Origin of the sequence: Trinickia caryophylli (assembly GCF_034424545.1) — a bacterium.
Taxonomy (GTDB): Bacteria; Pseudomonadota; Gammaproteobacteria; order Burkholderiales; family Burkholderiaceae; genus Trinickia; species Trinickia caryophylli.
The window spans coordinates 1936887-1962190 of sequence record NZ_CP139971.1 but is presented as its reverse complement, the minus strand read 5'-3'; the positions used below and the strand labels follow the sequence as shown (position 1 = coordinate 1962190).

Here is a 25304-nt window from a genome sequence, read left to right as displayed (position 1 = left end):
GTGCGCGATGAACACCGACAATCTGATCGGGCTGACCTCGCAAGGCTTGCTGATCTGCCTCTACATTTCGTTGCCCGCCATCATCGTGTCCGCCGCGTCCGGGCTGATCGTCGCTTTCTTTCAGGCGATCACGTCCCTGCAGGATCAGACGATCTCCCACAGCATCAAGCTGTTCGCGGTGACGGGTACGCTCTTGCTCACCGCCGGTTGGGGCGGCTCGACGATCCTGCGCTTTGCGATGCGCCTCATGAGCGCAGCGGTGCCGACATGACGACCGTCCGCCACACCGGTGGCGCATCCCACACCCACGAGATCGAGCACACCGGACCCGGCACGGCCGCGCACAAGAGCGGGCGGCCCGATCTGCGCGCCCGCCTCTATCGCAACAGCCTGTTCCGGCACACGCAGCATGCGGGGCAGCCGTCGCACGCGCAACACGCCGCCGCGCAACATCTGCACCATCTGCTCGGAGGACATGGCGGCGCGCCCCATGGGCTCCCGCGTCACGATGGCCACGGCGGACGCCAACACCATTCGGGCGGCAATGCGACGCATCCCCACCGTCAACCGAACTCGCAGCCCGATCATCAACAGAAGCACAAGCAACAACAACCGCAGCATCAGCAGCAACATCGGCAACCGCAACAGCCCCCGCCGCGTCACGCAAAGAGCGCCACGCAGATGCCGAAACACGAGCACCGTGGCCCCCGTCATCCGATGCACGGCATCTGGAACACACGGCGGGACGCACCACGCTCGGCACGTGGCGGCGATAACGAGGCCCCGCTCCTCAAGGATGGCGGATCGAATTCGAACGGTGGAGGCCGCGAGGCACCGCCCGAGACGAAGCGTCGCCGTGCCGATGCGATCGAGCGCCTGGCCGCCGTGGTGCGCACGGAATTGCAGACGCTCGCGGCTCGCACGGCGGACCTGCCGCTCGTTTATCCCCGAACCATGCGCGAAGCGGTCATCCTGCAGCGCTGCGCGGGGCATGACCCCCTTGCCGTTGCAACCGACGTCGTACACGCGCGCCAGCAGGCCAAAGACGATTCGCGCAGCAGCTACGACGACCTGCAAAGCTTTCTTGCCGACTTCAAGCGTCTGAGCGCCGGAACCGGCGCTCGAGGAGCGCTGACCCCGCTGCTGGCGTTTCACGATCTGCGCCCATCCACGGCATCGCTGCGCTCCCGCTCACTCGTTCAACTGGAAGCGATCACGCTCGTGCGCGGCCCCGCACCAAGTGACAAGGCGCAATGAGCGCCCCGATTCGCGGCGCCCGCCATGGCTTCGCAATATCGGCCGGCGCGAAGCGATGCCGTTCCTACACTCGTTGACATGCCTTGAGCGCCAACGCCACGCCTGCGCGGTGCGATCGCCGAATCCTTTTGCACGCTAACCGGACCTTGTCCTCATTCACATGAAGATCCTGCGCATCCTGACCGGCACCCATGCGGGGATTCAGGCGCGCCTCACGCCCGGGCGCTATCGGATCGGCAAGGCCGACGACACCGATATCTGCATCACCGACTGGGACGACGACGATGTTCTGGTCGAGCTCGATGAACAGGGCGTGATCAGCGCCCGCCGCGCCGATGCGACCGCCCCCGATCAGTCCGTCGTGCGCATTCCCGATTTTGTCGCCTTCCCGTTCGGGACGACCGTGCTGTGCTTCGGCGACGAAAACGCCCCTTGGCCGCCCGACATCGAATTGCTCGCCGGCATGTATCACGGCACCGGCGCCGCGCAGGTGGGCGATCGGGATGGCGCCGGACACGCAACGCCCGCGCGCCGCCGTGTGCACGCGCTGCTTGTCGTGGCGATGCTCGCCGCGTTGCTGGTGGCGGGTGGCTCGGTGATCGCCAACGTATGGCCTGCTCGCAGTGCGCCGCCTGCCCCGCGCGATGCACGCTCCGTGGCAGCCAAACTGCAGCAGCAGTTGCACGATGCGCATATCGTCGGGCTGCGTGCGCGAGCCCAGGGCGACACGGTCGTCGTGGATGGGATCGTCGACGAAATCTCGCAGGACATCGCGGCGCGCGCGCTGCTCGTGCAGTCCGGCTATCACGCGGTTGCGCGCCAGTATGACGTCGCGCACAACGACGTGTCGAGCATCCAGGAATCGATCGGGATCGACGGCGTGCACGTGCGTTATGCGGGCGACGGCGTATTCGAGGTCACGGGCGTCGCGCCGTCGCTTGCGCGCCTCGAGGCGGCGCTGAGCCCGCTGCGTGCGGATCTGAATGCCAACATCAAACGGGTGGATATCAACGTGGCGGAAGCACCCGAGGCGAGCGTGGTGCTGTATAGCGCGACGCTCGACGTGGGCGGCACGCGCTACGTGCAGACGACCGACGGCGTCAAGCATGTCTTCACGGCCGGCACCGGAAATTTTGCCGGTGGGCCGCGCACGTTGCGCGAGTCGATCACGCCCAGCCGCGGCGAGATCCATTAGTTACATCAACCCGGCCCGCACAGGGGCCGAACACAGGGGCCGAAGCAAGGCCAACGAAGGAGCCACCATGTACGAAGCATTGGAAACCATGATCGCCGACATGAACAACCTCGAGCAGATTCTTGCGAAAGGCCACGCAGGCTCGCGCGTCGCAGCGATCGCCGCCGCATTCGAGGACTGCGCGCAACGCGTGAGCGATGCAACGAGCGCCTGCGTCGACGCCGACGAGCGCGCAGCGCTGCAAAAGATCTACCGCGGCATGATCGCAGGCCAGCGCATCGTGTATCGGCTCAACGAACTTGCGCTCGAAGACGCGGTCGTCGGGCGTTGAACCGGTGTTGGGCGTCTCGTCCAGCCGTCGGGCGCGAGCCCGCCGTTATCGGGCGCTCAGGCAACGCTGCGCGCTTTCGCGTCACGTTTTGCTTGTCGCCTTGTCCGTCGTTTGACTTTTCCGGAGGTCGTTATGTCGTTTGGTGCTAGTGCAGCAATGATGGGAATGGCGAGTACGATGATATCCACCATGATAGAGGCAACCATGCTCCAGGTGATGATGTCGATGGTTCAGTCGGTCTGCAACATCGCCAAGACGGGTGCGCAGGATACGGAAGAGGATGCGAAGAAAGGCTGATTCCGATTCCGTGGTTGTTCAAGCTGGTTTATCGCGGACCGAGGCGGCCCGAGGCCGCCTTTCCGCCATTGCCATGGCGTATTTTCATGAGCATCGAACGCTTCGCCGAAGTCGTACGCGACGCCTGTGCCGTGGTCGGGCTGCCCGATGCCGACTATGTGCTGCAGACACGCATGATCGAGGTCGAGGGCTTCGATGTACGGCTCGACCACTTCGAGAACGATCCCGAGGCCATGTACGTGAATTTCCACTACGGCACAGTCACCGCCGGACGTACGCTCGTGATCTTCCGCCTCATGCTCGAGGCGAATTTGCTGATCTACGCTCAGGATCAGGCCCAGCTCGGGCTCGATGCCGATACCGGCGGCATCATTCTGATCCTGAGGCTGCCGCTCACCCCCGATGTGAACGGTACCGTCGTTGCAGACACCGTCTCGCACTACACCGAACATGGCCGCTACTGGCGCCGCAACATGATCGAATCGACCGACGAAATGTTTCAGAGCATCGTCAATGGCGACTACGAGTGGCTGCGCGCTTAGCCCGGTGCGCCGTCCGCGGCCCGCGCCGCGAGCGCCCGGTCATCGTCGCAGCCGCCCGTTCCGCTCGCGTTCAATAGGCGTCGTCGACATGGTCGATCGCATGCGGCGCCAGAAAGATCACCCGCATCGGCACGCGATCGGCTTCGGACGCGGACGTGGACGCGGCCCCAGCAGGCTCCACCATGACGAGTGCGTCGCCGGGCCCGAGCGCCGCACGCGCGACATCGATCGCGGTGCCGCGCCATTCGACGGCCAGCACGACCCGGGGTGATCCGGCACGCGCGTCGAGCGTAGGCACGATGCGCAGCGCACCGTCGCCGGCCGCGTTTTCATCGGGTGCGGCGTCGGCCGCTTCGGCGGGCGGTTGCGCGGCCGCGCTCGCAGCGCGCTCGACGCGCTCAATACGCTCACCGCCATGCGCATTCGGAGTGCTGCCGGCGCCGCTCGCGCCCGTCGAGCCGGAGCCTGCCGCCTCCCGCCGCTCGCGCATCACGACAACCGGACGCTCGGCGCGTCGCTGCCATGCCACGGCCACGCCATCGACCGTCTGCAATTCGCTGTCCGCGAGCACGCGCACGCCGTGCGAGCCGCGCAGGGCGGCCGCCACGCCACTTGCCTCGCGGCCGCGTACGATCACGGTACCCTGCGTGCCGAGCCCCAGTGCACGCAGGGTACCGACGTCGGTATCCGTGACGAACAAGGCGATGCCGACGCTTTGCTGCGGCCGATCGAGGGCCGCAATCGCGCGCACGTCGGCATCGAGCCGCTCGGGGCGATCGCGCACGAGCACGGAATTCGTGCGGGCGTCAGCGCTGAGCACCGGCAACGGCGCCTCGTATTCGATGATGTCCGCGCGCAGGCTGTCGTGCGGATCGAGCAGGCGCGCGGCGCGGCTCGCCACGCCGCGCACGATGTTGGTCCGGTCATTTGCAAACGCGGTGCGATCGGCCGCGCTGCCATAGTGGAGCGGTACGATGCGCACCGCCGTCGTCACGCGGGCGCGCGCCTCGGCATCGAGCTGTTGCGCCGCGCGAGCGACGAGCGCGATCCACGCCGGCGGGCCGCGAAAAGTGACGAGGCCGCGCGACGGTGCGTCGTCGCGCGCGGTAAAGCGCACATCGTCAATGCCGGTTCGCGCGAGCAACGCGTGCAGGTCGGCCCGACGCGCATAGTTGAGCCGGACGATCAACGTCGTTTGCGCGCCGGCCGCATCGACATGCAGCACCGCGCCGTCGTAATACCAGACCAGGCCATACGCGCGCGCGAGTGCCTCGACGAAACGCTGCGGCGACATGTCGAAGCGGCCTTCGACGCGGCCCGGCAAATCGGGGGCGAACGCGATCGGCACATGCGTCGCGGTGGAGAGCGCGCGCAGCGCTTCCGCCAGCGTCGCCCCGCTGGTGGAATACCGGTACGACCCGGATGGCCATGGCGGCAAAATGGGCAGCGCACACGCGTGAACGCGGCAAGCGGACGACCTCCGGCGTGCCTCGGCCTGAGCGCCGCGCGCTTCGTGTGCGGCCTTGCCCGCCGACGGCATGCGCGCCGCCCCGCGGGCGCGCGGCGGCGCCGACGCGGGCGATGCCGCCGCGACAGCCGATGCCGGCGGGTGGGCAGCCGGCGCCGGCACGGCGGGTGCAGGCTTGCCGCAACCGAGATGCAGCAGCATGCACAAGCTCGTGAGGAGCGTGTTCAACGCTTGAACTCGATCGCCTCGTCGCCTTGCTCGATTTCCTGCTCGGCAGGCATATCGCTCAGATTGAGCCGGTAGCCTCTGCCGTAAACCGATTGGATCACCCAGTCGACATTCAAGCTCTTGAGCCTCGCGCGCAGGCGGCTCACGTACATGTCGACCGAACGGCTTTGCGATCCGCCGTCCCATCCCCATACGACCGAATGCAGATCCTGGCGCTGCACGACGATGCCGCGATGCGCCGCAAGATGCCAGAGCAGATCGAATTCCTTCGCGCCAAGCGTGTGGGAGATCGCGCCGCGGCTGATGTTCAGGTTGGCGCGATCGAGTATGTATTCTCCGACCACCATGCGGCGCCGCTCGCTGCCCGCGGTTTGAAAACGCCGCAGCAGCGCACGGATGCGTGCGAGAAAGACGATCCGATCGACGGGCTTGATCAGAAAATCGTCGGCCCCGGTGTCGAGAATCCGCACGATTTCCTCTTCGTCGGAATGCACAGTCTGGAAGATCACCGGCACCATGGAACGCGAACGCCCGCGTATCCAGCTGAGCAGCTTGTCGCCGGACAGGCCCGGCACGTCCCAATCCAGGATCATCAGGTCGGCCCAATGATCCGACAGGTAATTGCGCGCCTCGATGCCATTGTCGAATGCCTCCACCAGGTAGCCTTCCGCTCTGAGCCACGAGGCCAGCATCGTTTGCTGGATTGGGTCGTCCTCCAACAACATGATTCGAGTCTGATTGATCATAATTGCTTTCCGCCCAGGGGCTCAGCCCGGTGTAAAGCGCCGCTGACGTGGTGACTGGCCCTGCGGCGTTGGCGCGCCCGCCGAAGGGCCAGTGCGCCTGCCGTCCGGCGAGCTTCGGGTGCTCGTCTGCAGCACGAGCCGTGGCAAGCGCAGAACGAAATCCGTGCCGGCCTCGCGATTGATCTGTGCGTGCAGCGCACCGCCATGCAGCATCACGATGCGCGCAGCCAGCTTGAGGCCGATGCCGTAGCCGCCCGCCGATTTGGGAGAAAGCGCGTCGAAATTCGTCATCGGGCAGCCGTGCGACAGGCCCGGCAATCCACCCGCCTCGTCGCACACGATAATAACGGCATCTTCTTTAACGATCTTTAGCGATACGGTTACGCGCCCGCCGGCACGCGATGCCTGGATCGCGTTATCGATCAGATTTTGCAGCGCGCGCATAACGAACACCTGCACGCCGCTCACCCACACAGCGGGCCCTTCGGCAAGCCATAGCCGCAGCGCGACGTTGCGATAGACGGCGGCAACCTCGAGTTTCGGAATCAGGCTGCGCACGGCGGCACGCAGATCGAAGCGCACGAAATCGCGGTGGCGCAAGGCGCCCGCCACCGAGGTGAAGATGTACTGATCGCCGAGCGACAGTGCGTAACGCGCGAGTTCGGCGATGCGCTGCATGCCACCGCAGTCTTCGAATGCCTGCGGATCATGTTCGTGCAACTGCGTAAGCGCGACGATCGAATTCTGCGGCGAGCGCAAATCGTGGGAGAGAAAGCGTAGCGACTCCGTACGGTGATCGAGTGCCCGGCGCAAATCGGTCATGTCGAACAGCCACAGTACCGCCGCCGCCCTGCTCCCCGGCCGGGTCCGATCGAGCCGGGCCCACAGCCACCGCCCGTCCGCCTGAAACTCGACGCCCTGTTCGAGGTCGTGCCGCAGGGTGTCGGCAGCGTCCGCGCCTTCGTCGATAGTCTCTTCGCGCCGCAGGCACTCATCCAGCAGCGGGCCAAGCGGCGTGCCCACGTCTATCGACCGGCCGAGCAGGCGTGCCGCGGCCGGTGTCGCGAATAAAATCGCCAATCGGGCGTCAACAGCAATGGCTCCGAGAGGCTGCTCGTCAAGCAGCATCTGCCCCCACTCAGTCGCGCTCGGCACGCAATCCGCCATTGCTGGGCGCACATCGGATCCAGCCATCGTCGATATCGAGGCCATCCAGCTTCCCGTTTAACAAAAGCGAGCAATTGAGCGAGCATATCATTTGTATTATTGAAATAGTCAACAGCCTAACATTCGCCAAAATTCGTTCCGGATAGTGGCATGAATACGCACTCTCATTTAACGCAAAGACAGTACACCTTTGTCGTTACGCGGTCACAGTTCGATGATGCGCGGTGTCAGCAGGAAAAGGCGCTCCATACGACTGTCCTCCCGATCGGTATATTTGAACAAATTGCCGATTACCGGAATTTTTGACAGTAGCGGCACCCCGGTGGTGTTATCGCTTCGGTCATGGGCCTTGTAACCCGCGATCAGCAGCGCCTCGCCCTCGTTGACAAACGCGGACGTATTGATGTTGGTGCTCGAAATGACCGGAATATTGTCGACGGTACGGCTCGAAAGCTGCCCATCCTGAATGGCGACATCGAGCTTGATTTGCGTCCGGCCGGCTTCGTTGACGACCATCGGCAACACGCGCAGCGACACGCCCGTCGAGACGCTGTAAAGTTCGGCCGACGTGTAGCCGCTGACCCGCACGAAGAACTGGGTCTGATTGGCCATATCGGCTTCGATGTTGTCGAGTGTCGTGACTTTCGGGCTTGCTTCGATTTTTGCAAGGTTGCGCTCCTCGAGCGCCGAAACGTTCGCCATCAGATAACGGCCCGCGTTGCCAATCACCGCCGAGAGCACGCCACCTGCCGGTGTCGCCGCGGCGATCGCGTTGCCGGACAGCGTCGTGGTGCCGAAATTCTGCGCGATCGTGCCGCCATAAGTGTTCTGCGCCGTGAGACCGTTGCCGGTCTGAATGTCCATATGGCTGTTGTGCGCTGTCCAGCTCACTCCCAGTTGCCGGATCGACGACGTATCGACTTCGAAGATGTGCGCCTCGATTTCGATCAGGCACGGTTTGACGTCGAGCCGCTGGATCAGCGCCGGGTATTGATACATGCGATCCGGGGTATCCCTGATCAATACGGAATTGGTGCGTTGATCGGCCTCGATCACGGGCAGTGTCTCGTCGTCGCTCGAACCGGACGGGGCATCGGCGCCGGGCCCGTTGCTGTTGACGACGGACGTCAATTGCTGCGACGGGCGGCCGGAGAGCCCGGCAAACACGCCCAGCGACGATTCGCCGTTAGCAAGCGTCGTGCCTTGGGGCAGCGGCGTTCCGGGCCCGCCGCCCTGCATGCGCGTGCTGCCGCCGGCGTTCGCCATCGGCTGCGCTCGCTGCACGTTCGACGTCCGGCCGGTGCCGGAGCCCCCCGCATTGCCGGAATTGCCCTGCTGAGGGTGGTAAATATTGGCGAGCACCGTGGCCACGCCGGGTAGATTGATGCTCTGCCCGTCGGCCACCACCGCACGATCCATCGCCCACGCGTGATGCAGCGGGTAGACCTGTACGACCGTTCCGGCGCGATGACGGGTGGTGGAGTCGAGGCGCTGCGCCACGTCGCCCACCAGCTTGACGTAGTTCGGCGGCCCATTGACAATCGCCGCCCCCTGCACGTCGTCGTAGGTGATCTTGAAGCGCGGATCGGTCACGTTCATCGCCGCCAGCGTGCTGCGCAATTGCGTCGTGCTGCTGTGATCGAGCTTGATCAGCGTGCTCTTCATCTCGTCGGGCGTGACGATATCGAGCACCTGGCCGTCGTAGTACCAGACGAACCCGAACGATGACGCGAGCGTGTCGAGCAGGCGCTGCGGCGGCATATGAAACTTGCCGGTGACGGTACCCTGCACGTCTTTCGAAATGTCGGCCGGAATCCCCTGGCTCGCCGCGAAATCGCGCAGGACGTCCTTGATGTCTTTCGAATCGGCCGTGTAGTCCACCATTCGCGTGTGCCAGTTGACAGGCGCAGCGTGAGCGACGGCCGCCGCGCAGGCGGCGATGAGAATGAACAGCAGGCTGAGGGCGTTTTTGGGCATGATCGTCTCGTTCGCACGAAAGGCTGGTCGTGAGGACGATGATTGGTTCGCGGCCCTTTTTCGTCAACGCGCGAAGGGGCGTCTTGCCCTGCTCGCTTCCGGCTATAGCACGTCCTTTCGCGCGCGAGCGCCGGCGATGAGGACGTGCGCTTGCTACCGGATCAATAGTAGGTGTTGACCGTCCACCCATAAACGAGCGGCGTATTGGGAATGTCCTGATTCTGCTGGCCGAGCAGGCTGCTCGTCCACGGCGTGGAGATCACCGCATAGGTCGCCCAGTTCGTGACGATACGCACCTGATAGGTGCCCGCCTGCACGGCCTGCGTGAGCGTGGTGGTGATGCCGCCCGAATCGTCGGTAAGCGTGGGCGATTGCGCTTCCGTATGGCCGTATGAGCTCGTGAGTGCGCTGTTCAGCACGTCCACATTCTGCGAGATCTGCGCTTGCGCGCCTCGCTTGCCGGTGCTCACGCCGTCGTTCAGGTGCCCCCAGGTCGTCACCGCGATGATGCCCGGCTTGGTCATCGTCACAGGCACGTAGCGGGTGTACGAGTAAGTGCCGTTCGTACCGTTGTAGCTGAAAGGCCCGCCCGTCCAGGCGCCGCCGGGCACGCCGCCGCACCCCGAATAATCGGTGGCGCCCGGCGATGCCATCAGGATCGTGCACCCCGTATTGTTCGTGGCCGGCTCGATTTCGGCCTGCGTCTGCCATGTCCCGTTGCGGCACGAGAGCACGCGGCCCGAGGAATCGGTCGTGATCGGTGTCGTGTTGGGCTCGTCCTGCGCGCACGCGGCGCCCACCGTTTGCTGGTTGCCGAGATCCAGATAGCCGGCTTCGTTCACCGCGAGCGCCTGCCACGCCGTGCCGTTAAACGTGTACGCGCGCCCGGTGGACAGCGTCATTGCGACATCGCCGGGCAGTGGATTCGGCAGGCTGGCGAGTGCCGACGCCGATGCCACCGGATCGCGCCAATGCAACGACGTGATCGGTTTCCATACGCCGCTGCTGCACGTGACGACGTGCCCCGACGCATCCGCGGCGATCGAACCCGTGGTCGACGAACAGGCGCTGTAATCGGTCTGCTGCGCGAGCGTGACCGGCACCTGCATCGTGTTGACCGCCGTATTGCCGGGCACGCTCACGCGATAAAGGAAATCCGAGTTCTGCGCCTGCGCGTTGGCGGGAAACACCTGGCTCACGAGATGGCCGAAGCCGGTGACCGTGCCGGAGCACGACTTGTTTGACGGATTCGGCGTTGCAATGGTCCACGCGCCGTAAGCGCCGACGGCCGCGCCGCTCGCATTGTTGGTCCGCGGAATCGAGCCGCCGCCCGCTCCGGCGTTCGCGGCGATGTAGCCGAGCTGCGCATCGCGGATCGATACGCCGCCTTCGGTGACGAGCAGGCCCTGCACGGTGGTCGCGTCGATACGGTAGACGAGCAGGCACGCCGTCTGCCCATATGCGTTCTTGCCCACGACGCCGGGCGGCAGATAGCTCGAGAGGTGATACGTGCTGCTGGGGTCCGTGACCTTCACGACCACGGGTACGCTCGCTGTCGCCTCGCTCGCGAGGGCGGCCTGGTTCTGCGTAATCAGCTGGGCGGCGGCCTGCGTCATCTGCGCCTGCCAGGCGGCTGCCTGCTGACCTTTGGCATCGTCGAGCGAGGTGTTGATCATCGCCGTAACCCCGATGACCATCAGCGACGCGATTGCGAGCGCCGCAAGCAGCTCCAGGATCGTGAAGCCGCGCTGCCGTTTCCGTGATGTGCTCATGATGAAGTCGACGAGTTCGGGGGCAGCGCCGCGCTGCCCGTCAATACGCTTGGGCCATCCACACCGGCGCGCCATCCGGAACGACGGCTGCGACGGCAGCCGGCAACGCCACAGCCGGGTTGCCGGGCGACACGATCGTGCCCGCGCGCGTCGCGCCCGCCAGCGCCGAATGGAATGCGAGTGCTTCGATTTCCGCAATCGCGGCGCCGGCCGCCGTCGACGTCGTGTAGACGACGACCGTGCTGCCCGCAACCGTCGAATTCGGCGCGACATACACGCGCCAGAGCGTGTTGCTCGCGCCCGGGTTCAAATATGGGCTCAGCGCGCCGCTCGATACATTGCCCGCCGTGCTCGGGTTGGCGAGCGCAAACTTGATCCCGGCGAGCCGATACGCGGCCATGCTCTGCGCCATCGACATGGCCGTGACCGTCGGGGCGGCCTGCACGAAATGCGCGTCGACGAGGGCGTACGCTCCCGCGAGCGCGATCATGGCGGCCGAGACCCAGAGCGCGAACATTCAGTTGCCCTCCTTGAGCGACGCCAGTGCGTCGGAGTGAATCATCGACATCATTTGCTGGCGCACCGCCTCGCCCAACTCGTCGTGGCGGCCGTCGCGCACCCGTGTGCGCACGGCGGCACTGTCGGCGAGCATCAGTAACCGCGCTTCGAGCTGACGCTGCCCGGGCGCACGGAAGGCGAGCCGCTGGTGAAGCACGGCGCCCAGGCCGTCGGCAAGCAGCGTGCGGGCCGATTGCGCATCGAGCACGCGGGCCGCGAGCGTGTACAGTCGTGCGATGGCACGCTCGACGTCGTCGGCCTGCACGGTGCTGACGATCAGATGGCCGTCGCGGGCCGCCATCAACGTGTCCACGACGACCGCCGGCTCTTCCACCGCGCCGATGAAGATCATTCGCGCGCCGCAGCCAAGCGCCGTGCGCAGATCGCCCGGCCGGTCCGCGCTCGCGAGCGTCTGGATGCACACGCCGCGGCCGTACGCGCCCTCCAGCGTGGCGTCGATCGGCTCTTCGATCGTTATCGCGATGCCACCGTGCAGCGCCAGTTGATCGCGCACGAGCGCGCCCGCCGTGGTGGTCTTGCCGCATTTGGCCGTTCCCGAAACAACCACCAGCCCCCCCAGATCCGCGCTCAGCAGCCGGCGCACATAAGCGCTCGGCAAGCCGAGGCCGCTCAGCGACTCGAGCGTGGCATCCAGCCGGCGCAGCACGAACATCGGCCCGTCCGGCGTTTGCACGACACGCACGCGGTACGACACGCTGCCGAAGTCCAGCTTGAACGCCCGCGCGCCGGACCGCGCGCCACGGCACGCGAGTTTGAGTGCCTCGATCTCCGCCTGCAGTTCGGGATGCGCGGGCAGCGCATGCACGTGCTGAGCGGGCCCGTCCATGAAGCAGTCCGCAATGCGGGCATGTCCCAGATACAGATACGAGAAATGCAGCCGCTGCAACGATTCGATTTCGATGGCCATCGCATCAGCTCGCAGGGCTCAGGCAGAGGTCCAGACGATCGTGTTGGTATCGCCACTCGTGCAGGCGCCGGCTGCGGCATCGGGCGTGACAGGCTGCGCGAGCGTCGTGCTGTTGACGGCAACGGCGACCCAGCTTCCGCCCGAGGTCACGCTGTTGACGCACACGCTTTGCGGTACTTTCGTGTACGTGATCGTGAACTCGTTGCTATTGGTCGAGTCGGGCGCGACTGTAATCGTGCCGTTCCACATGTTCGTGATTGCACCGGTGGACGATGCCGGAGCCAGCGTCGAAGGAAACACGCCGGCGCTCGCCAGAACCGCATTGGAAAGGTTCGTGTAACTCGCCGACTGCCCCATGTACAGCTTCTTCACACCGCTTTGGATCGCGTTGACCTGCTCGGTGACCGAGTTCGTGTTCGCGCTGCTGAAGGCACCGGTCAGCAGTGCGATCGCGCCGATCACGACAATCGCGGCCACCCCGAGATAGGCAATCGCCTCGAGCAGCGAGGCGCCGCGCTGCGCGCGCGCACTCGCCAGCCGCCATCCGGCTTGCGTTCCAATCGCGGTATTGCGCCATTTCATCCGCACCGACATGCAATCCTGCTTGACAGACTTCATCGCTTTTCCCCTGTTGACGAACCTGCGTAATTGACCGGATGACGCCTAATGCATTGCCCTGCTCATCGCAGCGAGTTCCTGCTGAATACCGAAGAAGCCCACGATCAACAGCGCCAGCATGAACGCCATGGCGGCGATCGCGACGCCGTTGATTACGCGCATCTGCGCGGAAACCTTTTCGACGCCCGTCTCCACCCATTCGTCGGCGAGCGTCTTGAGCGATTCGGCGAAGCCCTTGTATTGGGCGTAAACGCACAAATCCTCGACGATTTCCAGAGACGGAAAGCGGTGCCCGCTCACGCGCATCGCCTCCCCCACATTCAAGCCTGATTTGACGCCGAACAGCGTGTCGTCGATACGTTCCCGCAGCCATGGCTTCGCATGGTCGGCAAGTTGCGTGAGCGACTTCTCGACGGTGAAGCCCGCCGCCTGCATCGATGCGAACGCGGTCAGGAAGCTCGAGCCGACCATCAGCCGGTACAGCGACCACGGCGGGTAGTCGTCGAAGCGGCTGCGCAGCCGGCCGGCCCAGCGCGGCATCGACCAGACGAGTAGCGCGGCGAGGGCCGCGACCACGAGCAGGCATTCGGGCAGCCAGTTCTGCACGAACACCGACAGGCCGTATAAAAGACGGGCCGAACCGTGCCAACGTTCAGGGTCTGCGATCGCCGCGAACTGCGGGACCAGCTTCGCGCCGAACAGATAGAGGTAGCCAAGCATCATCGCGAGTAGCGCGATGGGATACGCGAGCCCCTGCGCGATCGCGTTCCGGATGCGCCGCCCCGACGTCACGATGCTCGTCACCGAACGCAGCGCGATCTCGAGGCGGCCCGACTGCTCGCCCGCCATCACGATCATCTGCTCGGCCTGCGGCACCCAGCCCTCCATGCCCTCGGCGAGGCTGCCGCCGTTTTGCACGGCGCGCCGCCATTCGCCGAGCAAAATCGCCTCGGGCAGCGTGGGTTTGCGACCATCGTGCGAGGCGCGCATCTCGAGTTCCTCGAGCACCTTCAGCAACGGCAGCCCGTTCGAGAGCATCTTCTCGATCTTCCGGTAGTGCCGCAGCCGTGCCTGGGGCGTGGCCTGCAACTGAGCCCAGCGGCGATTCGGATCAAGGTTCATAGTCAGCTCCGACCACCGCACTGCCCGGGTTCGCACGCTTGCCCTCCTGATTCTCGACGGGGCGCAGCCGCACGGGCTCATTGCGGGCCACAAGCGGGCCCACGATGCGTTCGGCTGCGCTCGGATCGACGAGCCCCGCGGCCACTTTCTCGATCGTGTGCTCGGTGGCGGTGCGCCCGCCGAGTTCGTCGAGCCAATAGGCGAGCGCCGCTTGCTTGTCGCCTTCGCGCAGATACCCGAAAAAGCGCGCGTCCGGCCGGATCACCTCGGCGACCACCGTGCGGCCGATGGTGCCGCGCCCGCTGCAGTGCTCGCAACCCGGCCCCTGCACGAACACGCGCTCGAACGAGGCCCCCACTGCGCGACGCACCCGCGCCGCGAGCGCCTCGTCGTGATCGGGCGAGCCCGCGAGCCGTTGCTTGCAATGCGGACACAGCAGCTTGACGAGACGCTGGCTGATCAGCCCGGTGATCACCGACTCGTCAGCCACCATGGCCAGTGGCAAGCCAAGGTCGACGAGCCGGTCGATGATCGCGATCGCACTGTTCGCATGCACGGTGGTCCACACCTGATGGCCCGTCATCGACGCGCGCAGTGCGCTTTGCGCGGACGCGCGGTCGCGCACTTCGCCGATCATGATCGTGTCCGGATCGAGCCGCATGGCGTTGGCGATCGCCCCGGCGAACGCCAGCGAGCGCGCCTCTTCGGTCGTCGCGTTGACGACCGGCGTTTGCACGGCGCCGGCGATGGGGTACTCGACCGGATCTTCGACGGTAATGACATGGATGGATCCCCTCGTCTCGAAGATCTGTCCGGCCAGCACGCGTTGCAGCGTGGTCGACTTGCCCGAGCCGGTCGGGCCGCTGATGATGTTCATGCCGTGCGGCAACCGCTTGAGTTCGTCGATATCGGCGGCCTGCGCGTCCGAGTAGCCCAGCAGGCGCAGATCGATCGAGTCGCCCGCATCGTTGTAGAGCAGCCGCATCACCATCACGGTGCCTGTGCTGGTGGGCGCGGTCGCAATGCGCACCCCGAAAAGCTCGGGCGGCAGCTTGTCGCGATCGCCGATGGCCGCGTCCTGGCGTTCGTTCGGCTTGTAGGTGTTGTCCGAAACGCTGGCCATCGCCGCATAAAGCGTTGCCAACAGGCGCGCGCCCTGCTCGCGCGTCTGCTCGCTCACGCGCACGAGTTCGTTGTGGATGCGGAACAGGATCTCGGTGCTGAAGCGCTTCACCCGGATGTGAATGTCCGAGGCCCGCTCGCGGCACGCCTGCGCGATCAGCTCTTTCGCCAGCACCTGCATGGCGGTGTGATCGACGCGCTCGCCGGTGCCGTCCAGGCGCATGCCCTCGTACGCGCGGCGCACTTCGTCGAGACTCACCGCTTGCATCCGATAGTGATATTGCAGCCGCTCGAGCCGCGCGCGATAAGAGAGCACGTACGGGCTCAATTCGTGCCCCTCCGCAATCAGCAGACGGCCGTCGTCGAGCAGGCAGAGCAGCTTGCGCTCTTCCTCGCTCGCAGCCCACGGTCCCTCGCCGGAAAGCGGATGAGCAGCGTCGAGACCCGCGGCGGCCTGACGTTGCGCGGCGGCACCAGGCCGGCCAAATCGGAGCGAACTCATCGGATCACCTCATGTGACTACTGGACAGGCTGATAGGCGGGCGGCAAACCCTGTGCGGGTGCGGGCACGAGCGTGCCGCCGGAGACGCCTGCGCCGCCGTTCGCCGCGCCGATGCCCATCGCCACGCCTGCGTTGAACGCCCCATTGCCATTGGCCACGCCATTTGCGCCCCCGCTCGTCCCGGCATTGAACACGGCCCCGCTGCGCGCTGCGAGTACCGGCACCATGCGTGTCGTCTGCCCGTTGCTCCAGCGCCCCACCACCTCGTTCGCCCCAACCGACACGATCTTCATGCCGTTAGGCAACTGGTCGCCGGCGGCCACGTCGAAGCGCTGCCCGTCGCCGGTCTGCACGACCGCACTGTAGCGACGGCCAAGGCCCTCGATGGCGACGACCCGCACGTTCTGCGAAACCGGATCGATCGTCGCCGCGCTGCCGAGGCGGGCGAGCGCCGCCGTGCGCTGGGCGACCTCGGCTTGTGCGTCGAGCCTCCTGATTTCCGCTTTGAGCAACACGGTCTGCTCCTCGAGATGGGTCAGTTGCGCCGCCGCATTGGCTGACCAGCCACTCGGAGGCGGCTCGGGGGCCGCGCCGGCCTGCCTGGCCGCGGCAGGGGCAGGGGCAGTGGCATTGGCCGCCGGCGGCGCCGATGCGGAACCGGGCGCGGGTGCCGCTGCACCGACGCAGCCAGCCCAGGTCAGTGCCGCGACGATCAATCCGGCGCGTGCGCAATGTCTCGTATCAGTTCGCATAAACGATTCCTTCCGCGGACCAGTCGCCCGCCTGATAGGTCAACTTGACGAGTCGAACGCCTGCGGCGCTCAGCAAGGGTGTGAATTGCTCGGGCGGCAAGCCGCCGAGCCGCGCCTGCAGGCGCCACTGACGCCACGGTGGCAGCGCGGGCGCGGCACCCTCGACCGGCGCAAGAGCGGCGGTCGGCGCCGGTGGCGCAACCGGCGAAAGCGTCAGAGGTACATTCAACGCCTGGAACCGCGCCAGAAGCAGCGCTTTGACGCTGCCGCCGGCAAGCAACGCCTCGTCGCGCGACGCCCCCATCTCTAACGTTTCGCTGAACGACGCGTGATCGCCGCTCGCATCGAGCTGCGCCAGGGGCGCGCCGGACAGCAGCAGCGCCACGGTCGAACCGTTGCGCGACCACGTGTATTGCACGCCCTGCGGATCGCAGACGTAGCGCTCGAGCGCCCAGCCGCCGGGGGCGAGCAGCGCGAAATGCCGCTGGCAGGCCTGGGCGAACTGGCCGGGCTCGGGCAGGCGCGCCCACGGATGCGCGATCGACGCCGATGCGTTCAGATGCAGGCGTGCACGCGCGAGCGCCATCTCACGCGCCTGCTCGATCTGCTGCTCGGCGCGATAGTGCGCATACCACATCCATGCGCCCGCGGCCGCCGCCGCAACGCCGGCGGCAAAGCCGAGCGCGGGCCAAGGCAATGTGCGCCTGACCGGCCGCAGCCGCGTCCATTGCGGCACATGGATGCGACCGCGCCGGCTTTCGACCAGGTCGTCGATACGCCGCGCGTAGAAATTGTGAAACCCCATCGGCTCGATTTCGGGGTCGCCGATCACGGTGTTCCACCCACCTAGCGCATAGTCGGAATTGAGCCGCTCGAACACTTCGTCGGCGGTGCCGACGAAGTCGCCGTTGGGCAGGAACGATCCGTCGCGAACCGCGAAGAACGCCCAGCGCCCGTCAGGAAGTTTGAACGCGCCAAGCCAGTTGGGCGCGGGCTGCTGGCGGCCGTTGTAGAACGCACCTTGCTTCGCAACCGCCTTCGCAACGATGATGCCGAGCGAGGCGGCACCCGACTGCACGCCCGCGCCCGTGTTCGCGAACCCGGCCGCGGCAACGCCGCGGTCCATGCGCAGCACCATCAGGTCGAAGCTCAGCTTCTTCCCGAGTTCGATCGCCTCCTTGCGCAGCTCATGGCGCCTCGACAGCGACTGCCAGAACAGCCCGCAGACGAAGCGCTGGTGCCCGATCTGAATGAGATGAGTGGCCATGGCGAGATCCGTAGCGCGCGCCGGTTACGCACCGTTCATCATGATCGGCGTGATCAGGATGACGATTTCCTGCCGTTCGCGCGTACCCTGATAACCACCGCCGAGCGCATAGTTGCTGGGGGTGCCCACACCCGATTTCTTGAGGTTGTCGTTGACCGCCTCATAGCCGCTCAGCACCAGCGTCTGCCCCGACTTCATCGAGACCCGCTGCAGGAAGTTGCGCGTGTCGATCTCGGGCGTCTGGATCTGCTGGCCGCCGCTTTGCACGGTTTGCAGTTGCAGCAGCGAGGAAATGTTCGTATAGAACTGCAGGAGCACCGTGCCGTTGTCCAGCACGTGCGGCAGCAGCGTCATGTTGAAGCCGGTGGTCACGGTGCCCGGCGTCAGCGCCGTCTGCGAACCGACGTTCGCCGTGTTGGTGATCGACACGGACGCCAGGTAGCCCTGCTGCGTCGCGACCTGCACCGGCACCGGCTGATCGTTGAGCGTCGTGATCGAAGCCGACGTCTTGCGCCGCACCTTGCCCTGCTCCGAAAGCGCGCTGATCATCGCCTGCGTTCCGGAGGCCCGGCTGTTCGGCGTAATCACCTGCGCGGTGAAGGACACCGGATTGACCGCCGTCGTCGAGAATGTGTTCGCCAGCGAGAACGACGTGCCGAGTGCCTGATAGACCGCCCCCCAATTGATGCCGTAGCTGTCGTCGTCGGTCAGATCGACCGAGAGCACCGTCACGTTGATCAGCACCTGCTTGGACAACGACCGATTCTGCGCCTCCATGAACTTGCCCACTTGGTCGAGCACGTCGGGCGTGTCCGTGACCGTGATCGAGCCGGTTGCCGGCGAAGACACCACGCTGCCGTAGTGCGACAGCATCGCCTTGATCGAGGCGCTCAGGCTGTTGAATACGGAGAGCTGCGAGTTGACCACGGTGTTGGCGGTATTGGTGGCCGATACGCTCGGTTGATTCGAGTTCGTGCCCGTGCCGCTCGTCGATGAACCGCCGCTGCCGGCCGAGTTGTCGCTCGTTGCGCCGCTCATCACGCTGGCATTGACCGATGCATCGCCCGGGATGGCGCTGACCTGGAACGTGCGCGTATCCGTGAAATAGAAAAGGATCGCGCCGTTGGCAAGCTTCCACGACACGCCGAATCGGGCGGAGGCCGCATCGAGCAGACCGCGCAGGTCGCCGTGGCGATACGAGATGTGAGTCGGCGTGGCCAACCCCATGACCGCGTTCGGGCCAAGCGCGCTGCCGCGCGAGGCATCGAGGCCCGCGACGGTGGGCAGCGGCGGCACACTGCCGAGCACCGGCACCATGGCGGCCGCACCGCCGCGCGCGCTCGTTTGCGCGTCACCGGTCGCGTTCGGCGACACGCGCGTCGGAATATGCGTGAGGCGCGAGATGCGCTCGGCGAATTCGGCGAGAGAGCCGACGTCGCTGTCGAACGTGGCCGGCTGGAGAAATACGGGCGGCAAGGTATCGGCGCGATCGAGCTTGATCGTGGTGCCGGACAGCCACAGCGTGTTTTTGACGATGACGCTGTCCGCCCCCGCACGCGGGCGGGCATCGCCGGCCGCGGTGGCGTCGATCGTCTGCCTGGCCTCCGCATGATCGTGGTCCACCGCGGTGGACAGCCGCTCGGACAAGCCGGTGCAAGCTGCCAGCAAAGCCGTGGCAAGCACGAGTGTGGTCGCAAAGTAACGCATTAGCCTGCTCCCTTCTCAACGATACGAAGTACCTTGTTGCCTCGGTACAGAATGGCCTGCACCGGTGCATCGGTGGATGACAGCGCGCCGATCACCGATTGCAGAGCCTCGTCGAACGTTCCGGTCAGCATGGCGGGCGCATCCACGGCGAAGTCGACCGGCGCTTCCCATATCAACCGCCATCCCGCCTCCTGGGTCCAGCGCGTCAGCGCGCCGCGCACCGTGCGGTCCGACAGCTCGATGCGCCACGTCTGCTGCACAGGTGCCTCGGGCGTGGGCGCCTGCGCACCCGCCACGCGCGGCCCGGATGCCGCGGACGGCGCGGATGGGCCGCTTGCGGACGGTGTGCCTGGCGCACCGCGCGTACTCGTGCCGCCTCCCGCAACCGTGCCCCTCGCGGCACCGGGCGCAGGCGAACCTGCGCCGGGCGAATCCATGGCGGGCGTGCGCTCCGCCTGCGTCGCCGGAGCCGGAGCGCGAACAGCCGGCGCGCCCGTCTGCGCGAATTGCTGCGCCGAGAGACGCGGCGCGAGCCCCGCCGGGCTGGCTTTGCCAACCGCCGGCGCAGCGCCTTCGGGCAGCTTGGTGCTCGCGGGGCCCGTGCCGAGCGGCCCACCGACCACGACACCGGAGGCGGACGCCGCCGCTGCCACGCTGCCCGAGGGCAGCGGTGCGGGCGAGGGGGCCGCCGCCGTCGACGGCACCAACGCACCGACCGTATCGGAGCCGAACGGCTGCCGGTAACGCACGGTCACCAACTGAAAATCGGTATCGATCTGCGCCGCGAGCTCGGGATGGCTCGCGAGCATCTCGCGTAACGTTTGCGCGAGCGAATGACCGGCGCTCCAGGTCACGGGCGTCGCCGCCCATGCACCGGCATTCGGCAGGTTGATGCTGTATATGACCGGCACCATCCTGCGCAGCGCGATGCGTAGCGGCACGCCCTCGCCCTGCGTCGCGACGCGCGGCGTATCGTGCGCCTCGCCGGCCACCGTCACCTGATCGTCGAGCGCGGCGGCGCCGGGTCCAGGTGTGCCTGCGTATGCAGACCCCCAGCCTCCCGCCGCCCAGAGCGCCACCATGCATGCCATAAACGTACGCATTCAGGTCGTTCCTCCAGCCATGGCGTCGAAGACGCCGGATGATTTTCCTGCCGGGTGCCGCGCCGTTGCCGCCGCGCTGGACAATCGCGAAGAGGCCTGCGAGGATCGCGTTACCACCCACGCTGTAATCGACACTCGATATGAACAGCCACCCTTCCGAACCGCGCGATCTGACCCAGGAGATTCTCGACCTCGTCGATCAACGCCGCTTCTTCACCGACCTGCACATCGAGCAGGACCGGCCCATCATGATCAAGACGCCACGCGGCTGGATCGAAACCGAAGGTGGACCGATCATGCTCGACGAAATGGAGCCCATGCTCAACGCCGTCGACGACGACTGGGACAACCGCCTGCGCGACGGTGCGATCGACCGTCAGTTCGTACTCACCAGTTGCCGCTTGCGCGCACACGTCTTCCGCACATCGAGCGGCCGCAAGACCGTCATCTCGATCCGCCGCCTGCCGCTCGCACCGCTGCCGCTCGATAAACTCGGCCTGCCCGCCTATATCCGCTCGACGGTCGAAAATGCGAGCATGGGGCTCGTGCTCGTGACCGGCGTAACGGGTTCCGGCAAGACCACGACGATCGCCTCGCTGCTCGACCACATCAACCGCACCCGCAACTGCCACATCGTCACGATCGAGCAGCCGATCGAATACGCCATCGACAGCCATCAATCGATCCTCTCCCAGCGCGAGGTCCCGACCGATACGCGCAGCTTCTCCGCCGGCATGCGCGAAGTGCTGCGCGAGCGCGCCGACGTGATCATGGTCGGCGAAATCCGCGACATCGAAACCGCCGAGGCCGTGCTGCAAGCGAGCGAGTCCGGACATCTCGTCTTCGCAACCATGCACACCGGCAGCGCGCTCACCACCGTCACGCGTCTGCTCTCGTTCTTCCCCGTCGAACATCGCGAACGTCACGCCGCCGCGCTTGCGAATGCACTGATCGGCGTCATCTGCCAGAGCCTCGTGCCAAGCGAGAGCGGAGATCAGCTCGTTCTCGCCAGCGAATTGCTGTTCAATCACAACCAGCAGATCAGCTCGTTTCTCACCGACCCATCGAAGATTCCGATGCTTGCCGACTTCGTTCGCCGCAAGGAAGACAACATGTCTCGTTCGCTTAACGAGAACCTCGCTCAACTCGTTGCCAAGAACGCCATTACCGCTCGGGACGCCCTGCGCGCAACGTACAACCGCATCGAACTCAACGAGATGCTTCAGCAACTCGGTGTGCGTTGAGTCATTCTCGCCAGTCAGATATTTTGTGAAGACAATCTTTGACAATCTGTTACGATTCGCACCCGCTCGATCGCCCGTGAAACGGGCGTGACGCGGCGCATGACGCGGCTTGCGCAGCACCGAGCCGGTATGTCGTCGATTGCCGTTGGCAAACGATCTCCGCGCGACAAGCGGATAGAGGATCGCGGATAGAAGATCGCGGTCATTTCGCGCGGGGCGCGCGGCGCACTGGGGTGCGCTGGGCTGCCGCTCGCTCAGGGTCCTGAAGGTTTGCCCAGACCCAGCTTCTCCATCGCTTCGTGCGCATCGATGACCATCGTCGCCACTTCGCCGACGGTCGTGCGCAGCCGCGTGGCGCGCACGCGGATGTGCTCGTATGCTTCGTTCTCGCTGAGCCGGTGAGCGTCGATCAATATGCGCATGGCGCGCTCGATATGGCGGCGCGCCTTGATGGCTTCCTCGAGCTTCGAGATCTTGCTTTGCAGCCTCTGCTGATAGCCGGACGACGCACGCGCCAGCACGAGCGTGCTCAGGATGCCCGTCGAGCGATAGGGCTTGGTGATGACGCCATGCGCCTGCGTATCGACGAGCATCTTGAGCACGGTCGGATTTTCGTAATCCGACAAGGCGATCAACGTTGCCTGCGTATCGGCCGCACACCAGTTGCCGGCCCGGCGCGTGTCCGGGCCGACCAGAAAGAACACGGCGTCGGCGTCATCCGGAAACTGCGACGGAAAAGGCCATATGACGTTCACCGGGCAGCCGATGCGCCGCAACTGTTCGACAAGCACGTTTCGATCGTCGCCGGGCGGATGAATCACGAGCACGCGCAGCGTGCGCAGATCGTCGAACAGCCGGCGCGCCCAGGTGGTCATGGTCGTTCTCCATCGAGCCAGAATTCGTCGAACCCGTACGAGACCAGATAAGGATCGGGCTTGATGGGCCCGCGTCCCTCCCACACGATGTCGAACGCGCCATCGGGCCGGCATACGGCGATGCGCGGCGTGAGTATGGCGTGATTGTTCTCGCGATCGATGCGCAACCGGCCTTCGGGCGAATCGAATTCGACCTCGTGCACGGCTTCGACGAGCTTCGCGGTATCGAGGCTGCGCGTACGCGCGAGCGCGAGCGCGAACAGGTGCACCTGATTGTGCGCCATCTCCGACCACATGCTCGCGGGCTGATCGCCGAAGCGTGCCCGCCACGATTGCAAAAAGCGCTTGTTGCCGTCGAGTTGCAGCGTATTCAGGTAGCTGGCCGACACGATATGGTTGCCGCACAGTTCCGGGCCGATCATGCGCGTCTCGCCCTCGGTCATCGTCAGGCTCGCGATCGGGATGCGGGCGGGATCGATGTCATGTTCGCGATAGAGCCGATAGAAGGTCCGCGCACCGCGACCAATGAGCGTGGAGAATACGACATCGGGCTGTGCGCCGCGAATCTGGCGGACGACTTCCTCGAGCGCCGCGGGCTCCGCATCGCTCGGCAGATAGATCTCGTCGACGATTTCGCCGCCGTGCTGCTCGACCATGTCGCGCATGATACGGTTCGATTCGCGCGGATAAATGTAATCCGCGCCGACGAGAAAGAAACGCCGCCCGTGGTTGCGCAGCAGATAGGCCGCGAGCTGCATGCTGTTCTGATTCGGCACGGCGCCCGTGTAAATCACGTTCGGCGAATATTCGAAGCCCTCGTAGATCGAGCAGTACCAGAGCAGCGCGTTGTAGCGCTCGATGACGGGCAGCACCGCTTTGCGGCTCGACGAGGTGGAGCAGCCGAAGATCACGGTGACATCGTCTTCCTGGATCATGCGCGAGGCGAGCCGGTGATACTCGTCGGGATCGCTGCGCGGATCGTACGCAACCGGGTCGAGCAGGCGGCCGTCCACACCGCCCGCCGCATTGATCTCCTCGATCGCGAGCACGGTGCCGAAAAAATGCTCGGACTCGGTCGCGGCGGTCACGCCGGTGCGCGAGTACAGCACGCCGACGCGCCACCCGGCATCCGTGCCCGACTGTCTCGCCGACTGCTGTGGCTTCGCCTGCATGGCCCTCTCTCCTCGTTGTTGGATAGCCGTCCTGCTGCATTTTCTTCGACTACGCCTACACGTCCGTGATGGCGCGCTCGACCCACCTTGCTGCCGCGAGACAAACTGCGTCGTCGCCATGCCGGCCGATCACCTGCACGCCGATCGGGCCGCCGCGCGTGCCGCGCAGGCCCGGCACGCTCACGCAAGGTACCCCGAGCAGCGTCCAGTTGCGGTTGAACGCGGGGTCGCCCGTGGAGGCGAGGCCGTCCGGCGCCTCGTCCGGCGCGCTGGGCGTAATGAGCGCGGTCATCCCCTCGAACCACGCGCCGAGCGCCGCGCGCGCCTGGTCCAACTCGGTGCGCGCCGCGAGATAGCGCCCTGTGTCCACGCTCGAAGCACGATCGAGAAACCCCGCGAGCATCGGCGTGAGCGCGCCGCGATGTCGATCGTACTCGAAACCGAGCGTCCGGTACGCCTCATAGCTCTGGATCGTGTCGTGCGCCTCCGTCATGCGGGCCATCCAGGGTGCGAAGCGCACGCGGCGAATCCGGCCGCCGGCGCGCTCGACCGCCCGTATCGCGGCCTCCAGAACCGCGCTTGCATTGTCCGACGGCTGCGTCCACGGCCACGCGTCGGGCACGCCGAACACCGGGCCATCGAACGACGGGGCGTCGGCCACGGCGAGATCGCGCCCCGACAACGCGGCGCCCAGAAAGGCAACGTCGCGCACGGTCGCCGCAAAGAGGCCCACCGTATCGGCCGTCCACGAAAAACACTTCATGCCGGCTGTCGGCAACATCCCGAACGTCGGCTTGTAACCGGCAATGCCGCAAAACGACGCCGGCCGGATCGTCGAGCCGCCCGTCTGCGAGCCGATCGCGAACGGCACATAGCCCGCGGCGACGGCCGCCGCCGACCCGGATGACGATCCGCCCGCAGTGCGGCCGAGATCGCACGGATTGCGCGTCAGCGTCGGCGCCATGTAGGCGAACTCGCTCGTCACCGTCTTGCCGATCACGACGCCGCCCGCTCGCCGCAGCATCGTGACGATGGCCGCATCGGCGAGCGGCTGGTACTGCGCGTAGATCGGCGAACCATAGCGCGTCGGAAACGCGCTGGTCTCGAAGATGTCCTTGAGCGCGACGGGCAGGCCGCCGAGGGGCCCTTGGGCGGCATCGGCCGCGGCGAGCGCCTCTTCACGCGCGGCGAGCGCAGTCATCGCGCGCACCGAATCCTCGGCCGCGCCGATCCGATCGAACGCCTCGCGCATCGCGCGGCTGCGCTCATGGCTCGCATCGCCTGCGCGCGCCAGCAGTTGCAGTGCCGAGCGCGGGCCGTAAAAATCGCTTCCTTGCACGTGTGTATTCCTCCC

23 protein-coding genes are annotated in these 25304 nt (G+C 65.9%); 6 read left to right on the top strand and 17 right to left on the bottom strand.

Annotated elements, in window-relative coordinates:
* Positions 1-7: 7 nt before the first annotated feature.
* The 5 genes from sctS (at position 8) to U0034_RS27860 (ending at position 3622) form a co-directional block, all read left to right on the top strand.
* Positions 8-271 (top strand): type III secretion system export apparatus subunit SctS, encoded by a 264-nt coding sequence (gene sctS, locus U0034_RS27880; RefSeq protein WP_085227472.1) that lies wholly within the window; start codon positions 8-10, stop codon positions 269-271.
* The gene (locus U0034_RS27875; RefSeq protein ID WP_085227473.1) at positions 268-1257 is read left to right on the top strand and encodes a hypothetical protein; all 990 of its coding nucleotides are present in this window, start codon (positions 268-270) and stop codon (positions 1255-1257) included. The genes sctS and U0034_RS27875 overlap by 4 nt, the downstream gene beginning before the upstream one ends.
* A gap of 160 nt (positions 1258-1417) precedes the next feature.
* Entirely contained in the window at positions 1418-2452 is a 1035-nt protein-coding gene (gene hrpD5, locus U0034_RS27870; protein WP_085227474.1) for an HrpD5 family protein, read from the top strand.
* Positions 2453-2519: 67 nt separating this feature from the next.
* Entirely contained in the window at positions 2520-2783 is a 264-nt protein-coding gene (locus U0034_RS27865) for a hypothetical protein (protein WP_085227475.1), read from the top strand.
* Between the two features lie 383 nt (positions 2784-3166).
* A complete protein-coding gene (locus U0034_RS27860; RefSeq protein ID WP_085227687.1) occupies positions 3167-3622 on the top strand; it encodes a type III secretion system chaperone family protein in 456 nt (151 codons plus the stop codon).
* A 70-nt stretch (positions 3623-3692) separates the two neighbouring features.
* Here U0034_RS27860 and U0034_RS27855 read toward each other — a convergent pair whose 3' ends face one another.
* From U0034_RS27855 to U0034_RS27790, 14 genes are all read right to left on the bottom strand, one after another.
* Positions 3693-5318 (bottom strand): secretin N-terminal domain-containing protein, encoded by a 1626-nt coding sequence (locus tag U0034_RS27855; protein WP_085227477.1) that lies wholly within the window; start codon positions 5316-5318, stop codon positions 3693-3695.
* Positions 5315-6064 carry a response regulator transcription factor gene (locus tag U0034_RS27850; RefSeq protein WP_085227478.1) on the bottom strand — a complete coding sequence of 250 codons (750 nt, stop codon included), beginning with the start codon at positions 6062-6064 and terminating at the stop codon, positions 5315-5317. The genes U0034_RS27855 and U0034_RS27850 overlap by 4 nt, the downstream gene beginning before the upstream one ends.
* A 21-nt stretch (positions 6065-6085) precedes the next feature.
* Positions 6086-7231 carry a sensor histidine kinase gene (locus U0034_RS27845; protein WP_386092540.1) on the bottom strand — a complete coding sequence of 382 codons (1146 nt, stop codon included), beginning with the start codon at positions 7229-7231 and terminating at the stop codon, positions 6086-6088.
* 204 nt (positions 7232-7435) lie between these two features.
* The gene (gene sctC / locus U0034_RS27840; protein ID WP_085227480.1) at positions 7436-9208 is read right to left on the bottom strand and encodes a type III secretion system outer membrane ring subunit SctC; all 1773 of its coding nucleotides are present in this window, start codon (positions 9206-9208) and stop codon (positions 7436-7438) included.
* A 161-nt stretch (positions 9209-9369) separates the two neighbouring features.
* Positions 9370-10980 (bottom strand): prepilin-type N-terminal cleavage/methylation domain-containing protein, encoded by a 1611-nt coding sequence (locus tag U0034_RS27835; RefSeq protein WP_085227481.1) that lies wholly within the window; start codon positions 10978-10980, stop codon positions 9370-9372.
* A 40-nt stretch (positions 10981-11020) separates the two neighbouring features.
* Complete coding sequence (gene pilM / locus U0034_RS27830; RefSeq protein WP_085227482.1) at positions 11021-11497, bottom strand: type IV pilus biogenesis protein PilM; 477 nt, start codon at positions 11495-11497, stop codon at positions 11021-11023.
* Positions 11498-12466, bottom strand: a complete 969-nt coding sequence (locus tag U0034_RS27825) for an ATPase, T2SS/T4P/T4SS family (RefSeq protein WP_085227483.1) — start codon at positions 12464-12466, stop codon at positions 11498-11500.
* Between the two features lie 18 nt (positions 12467-12484).
* Positions 12485-13048 carry a type 4 pilus major pilin gene (locus tag U0034_RS27820; protein ID WP_386092537.1) on the bottom strand — a complete coding sequence of 188 codons (564 nt, stop codon included), beginning with the start codon at positions 13046-13048 and terminating at the stop codon, positions 12485-12487.
* Positions 13049-13129: 81 nt separating this feature from the next.
* A complete protein-coding gene (locus tag U0034_RS27815) occupies positions 13130-14206 on the bottom strand; it encodes a type II secretion system F family protein (RefSeq protein ID WP_085227485.1) in 1077 nt (358 codons plus the stop codon).
* On the bottom strand, positions 14196-15830 hold the full coding sequence (locus U0034_RS27810; RefSeq protein WP_085227486.1) for a GspE/PulE family protein: 1635 nt from the start codon (positions 15828-15830) through the stop codon (positions 14196-14198). Before U0034_RS27810 ends, U0034_RS27815 begins: the two co-directional genes overlap by 11 nt.
* Before the next feature lie 17 nt (positions 15831-15847).
* On the bottom strand, positions 15848-16582 hold the full coding sequence (gene pilP / locus U0034_RS27805) for a type IV pilus biogenesis protein PilP (RefSeq protein ID WP_085227487.1): 735 nt from the start codon (positions 16580-16582) through the stop codon (positions 15848-15850).
* The gene (pilO2, locus tag U0034_RS27800) at positions 16572-17849 is read right to left on the bottom strand and encodes a type 4b pilus protein PilO2 (RefSeq protein ID WP_085227488.1); all 1278 of its coding nucleotides are present in this window, start codon (positions 17847-17849) and stop codon (positions 16572-16574) included. The genes pilP and pilO2 overlap by 11 nt, the downstream gene beginning before the upstream one ends.
* Before the next feature lie 24 nt (positions 17850-17873).
* The gene (gene pilN / locus U0034_RS27795) at positions 17874-19556 is read right to left on the bottom strand and encodes a PilN family type IVB pilus formation outer membrane protein (RefSeq protein ID WP_085227489.1); all 1683 of its coding nucleotides are present in this window, start codon (positions 19554-19556) and stop codon (positions 17874-17876) included.
* Positions 19556-20659, bottom strand: a complete 1104-nt coding sequence (locus U0034_RS27790) for a toxin co-regulated pilus biosynthesis Q family protein (RefSeq protein ID WP_085227490.1) — start codon at positions 20657-20659, stop codon at positions 19556-19558. The genes pilN and U0034_RS27790 overlap by 1 nt, the downstream gene beginning before the upstream one ends.
* A 140-nt stretch (positions 20660-20799) precedes the next feature.
* Here U0034_RS27790 and U0034_RS27785 point away from each other — a divergent pair, with 140 nt between their 5' ends.
* Positions 20800-21903, top strand: a complete 1104-nt coding sequence (locus U0034_RS27785) for a type IV pilus twitching motility protein PilT (protein ID WP_085227491.1) — start codon at positions 20800-20802, stop codon at positions 21901-21903.
* Between the two features lie 254 nt (positions 21904-22157).
* Here the strand turns inward: U0034_RS27785 and U0034_RS27780 are convergent, their stop codons facing one another.
* The 3 genes from U0034_RS27780 to U0034_RS27770 are packed head-to-tail and all read right to left on the bottom strand — an operon-like array spanning position 22158 to position 25289.
* Complete coding sequence (locus U0034_RS27780) at positions 22158-22778, bottom strand: ANTAR domain-containing response regulator (RefSeq protein WP_085227492.1); 621 nt, start codon at positions 22776-22778, stop codon at positions 22158-22160.
* Positions 22775-23950, bottom strand: coding sequence for a transporter substrate-binding domain-containing protein (locus U0034_RS27775; RefSeq protein WP_085227493.1), 1176 nt, complete (start codon positions 23948-23950; stop codon positions 22775-22777). The genes U0034_RS27780 and U0034_RS27775 overlap by 4 nt, the downstream gene beginning before the upstream one ends.
* A gap of 55 nt (positions 23951-24005) precedes the next feature.
* Positions 24006-25289 carry an amidase gene (locus U0034_RS27770; RefSeq protein WP_233211881.1) on the bottom strand — a complete coding sequence of 428 codons (1284 nt, stop codon included), beginning with the start codon at positions 25287-25289 and terminating at the stop codon, positions 24006-24008.
* Positions 25290-25304 lie beyond the last annotated feature (15 nt).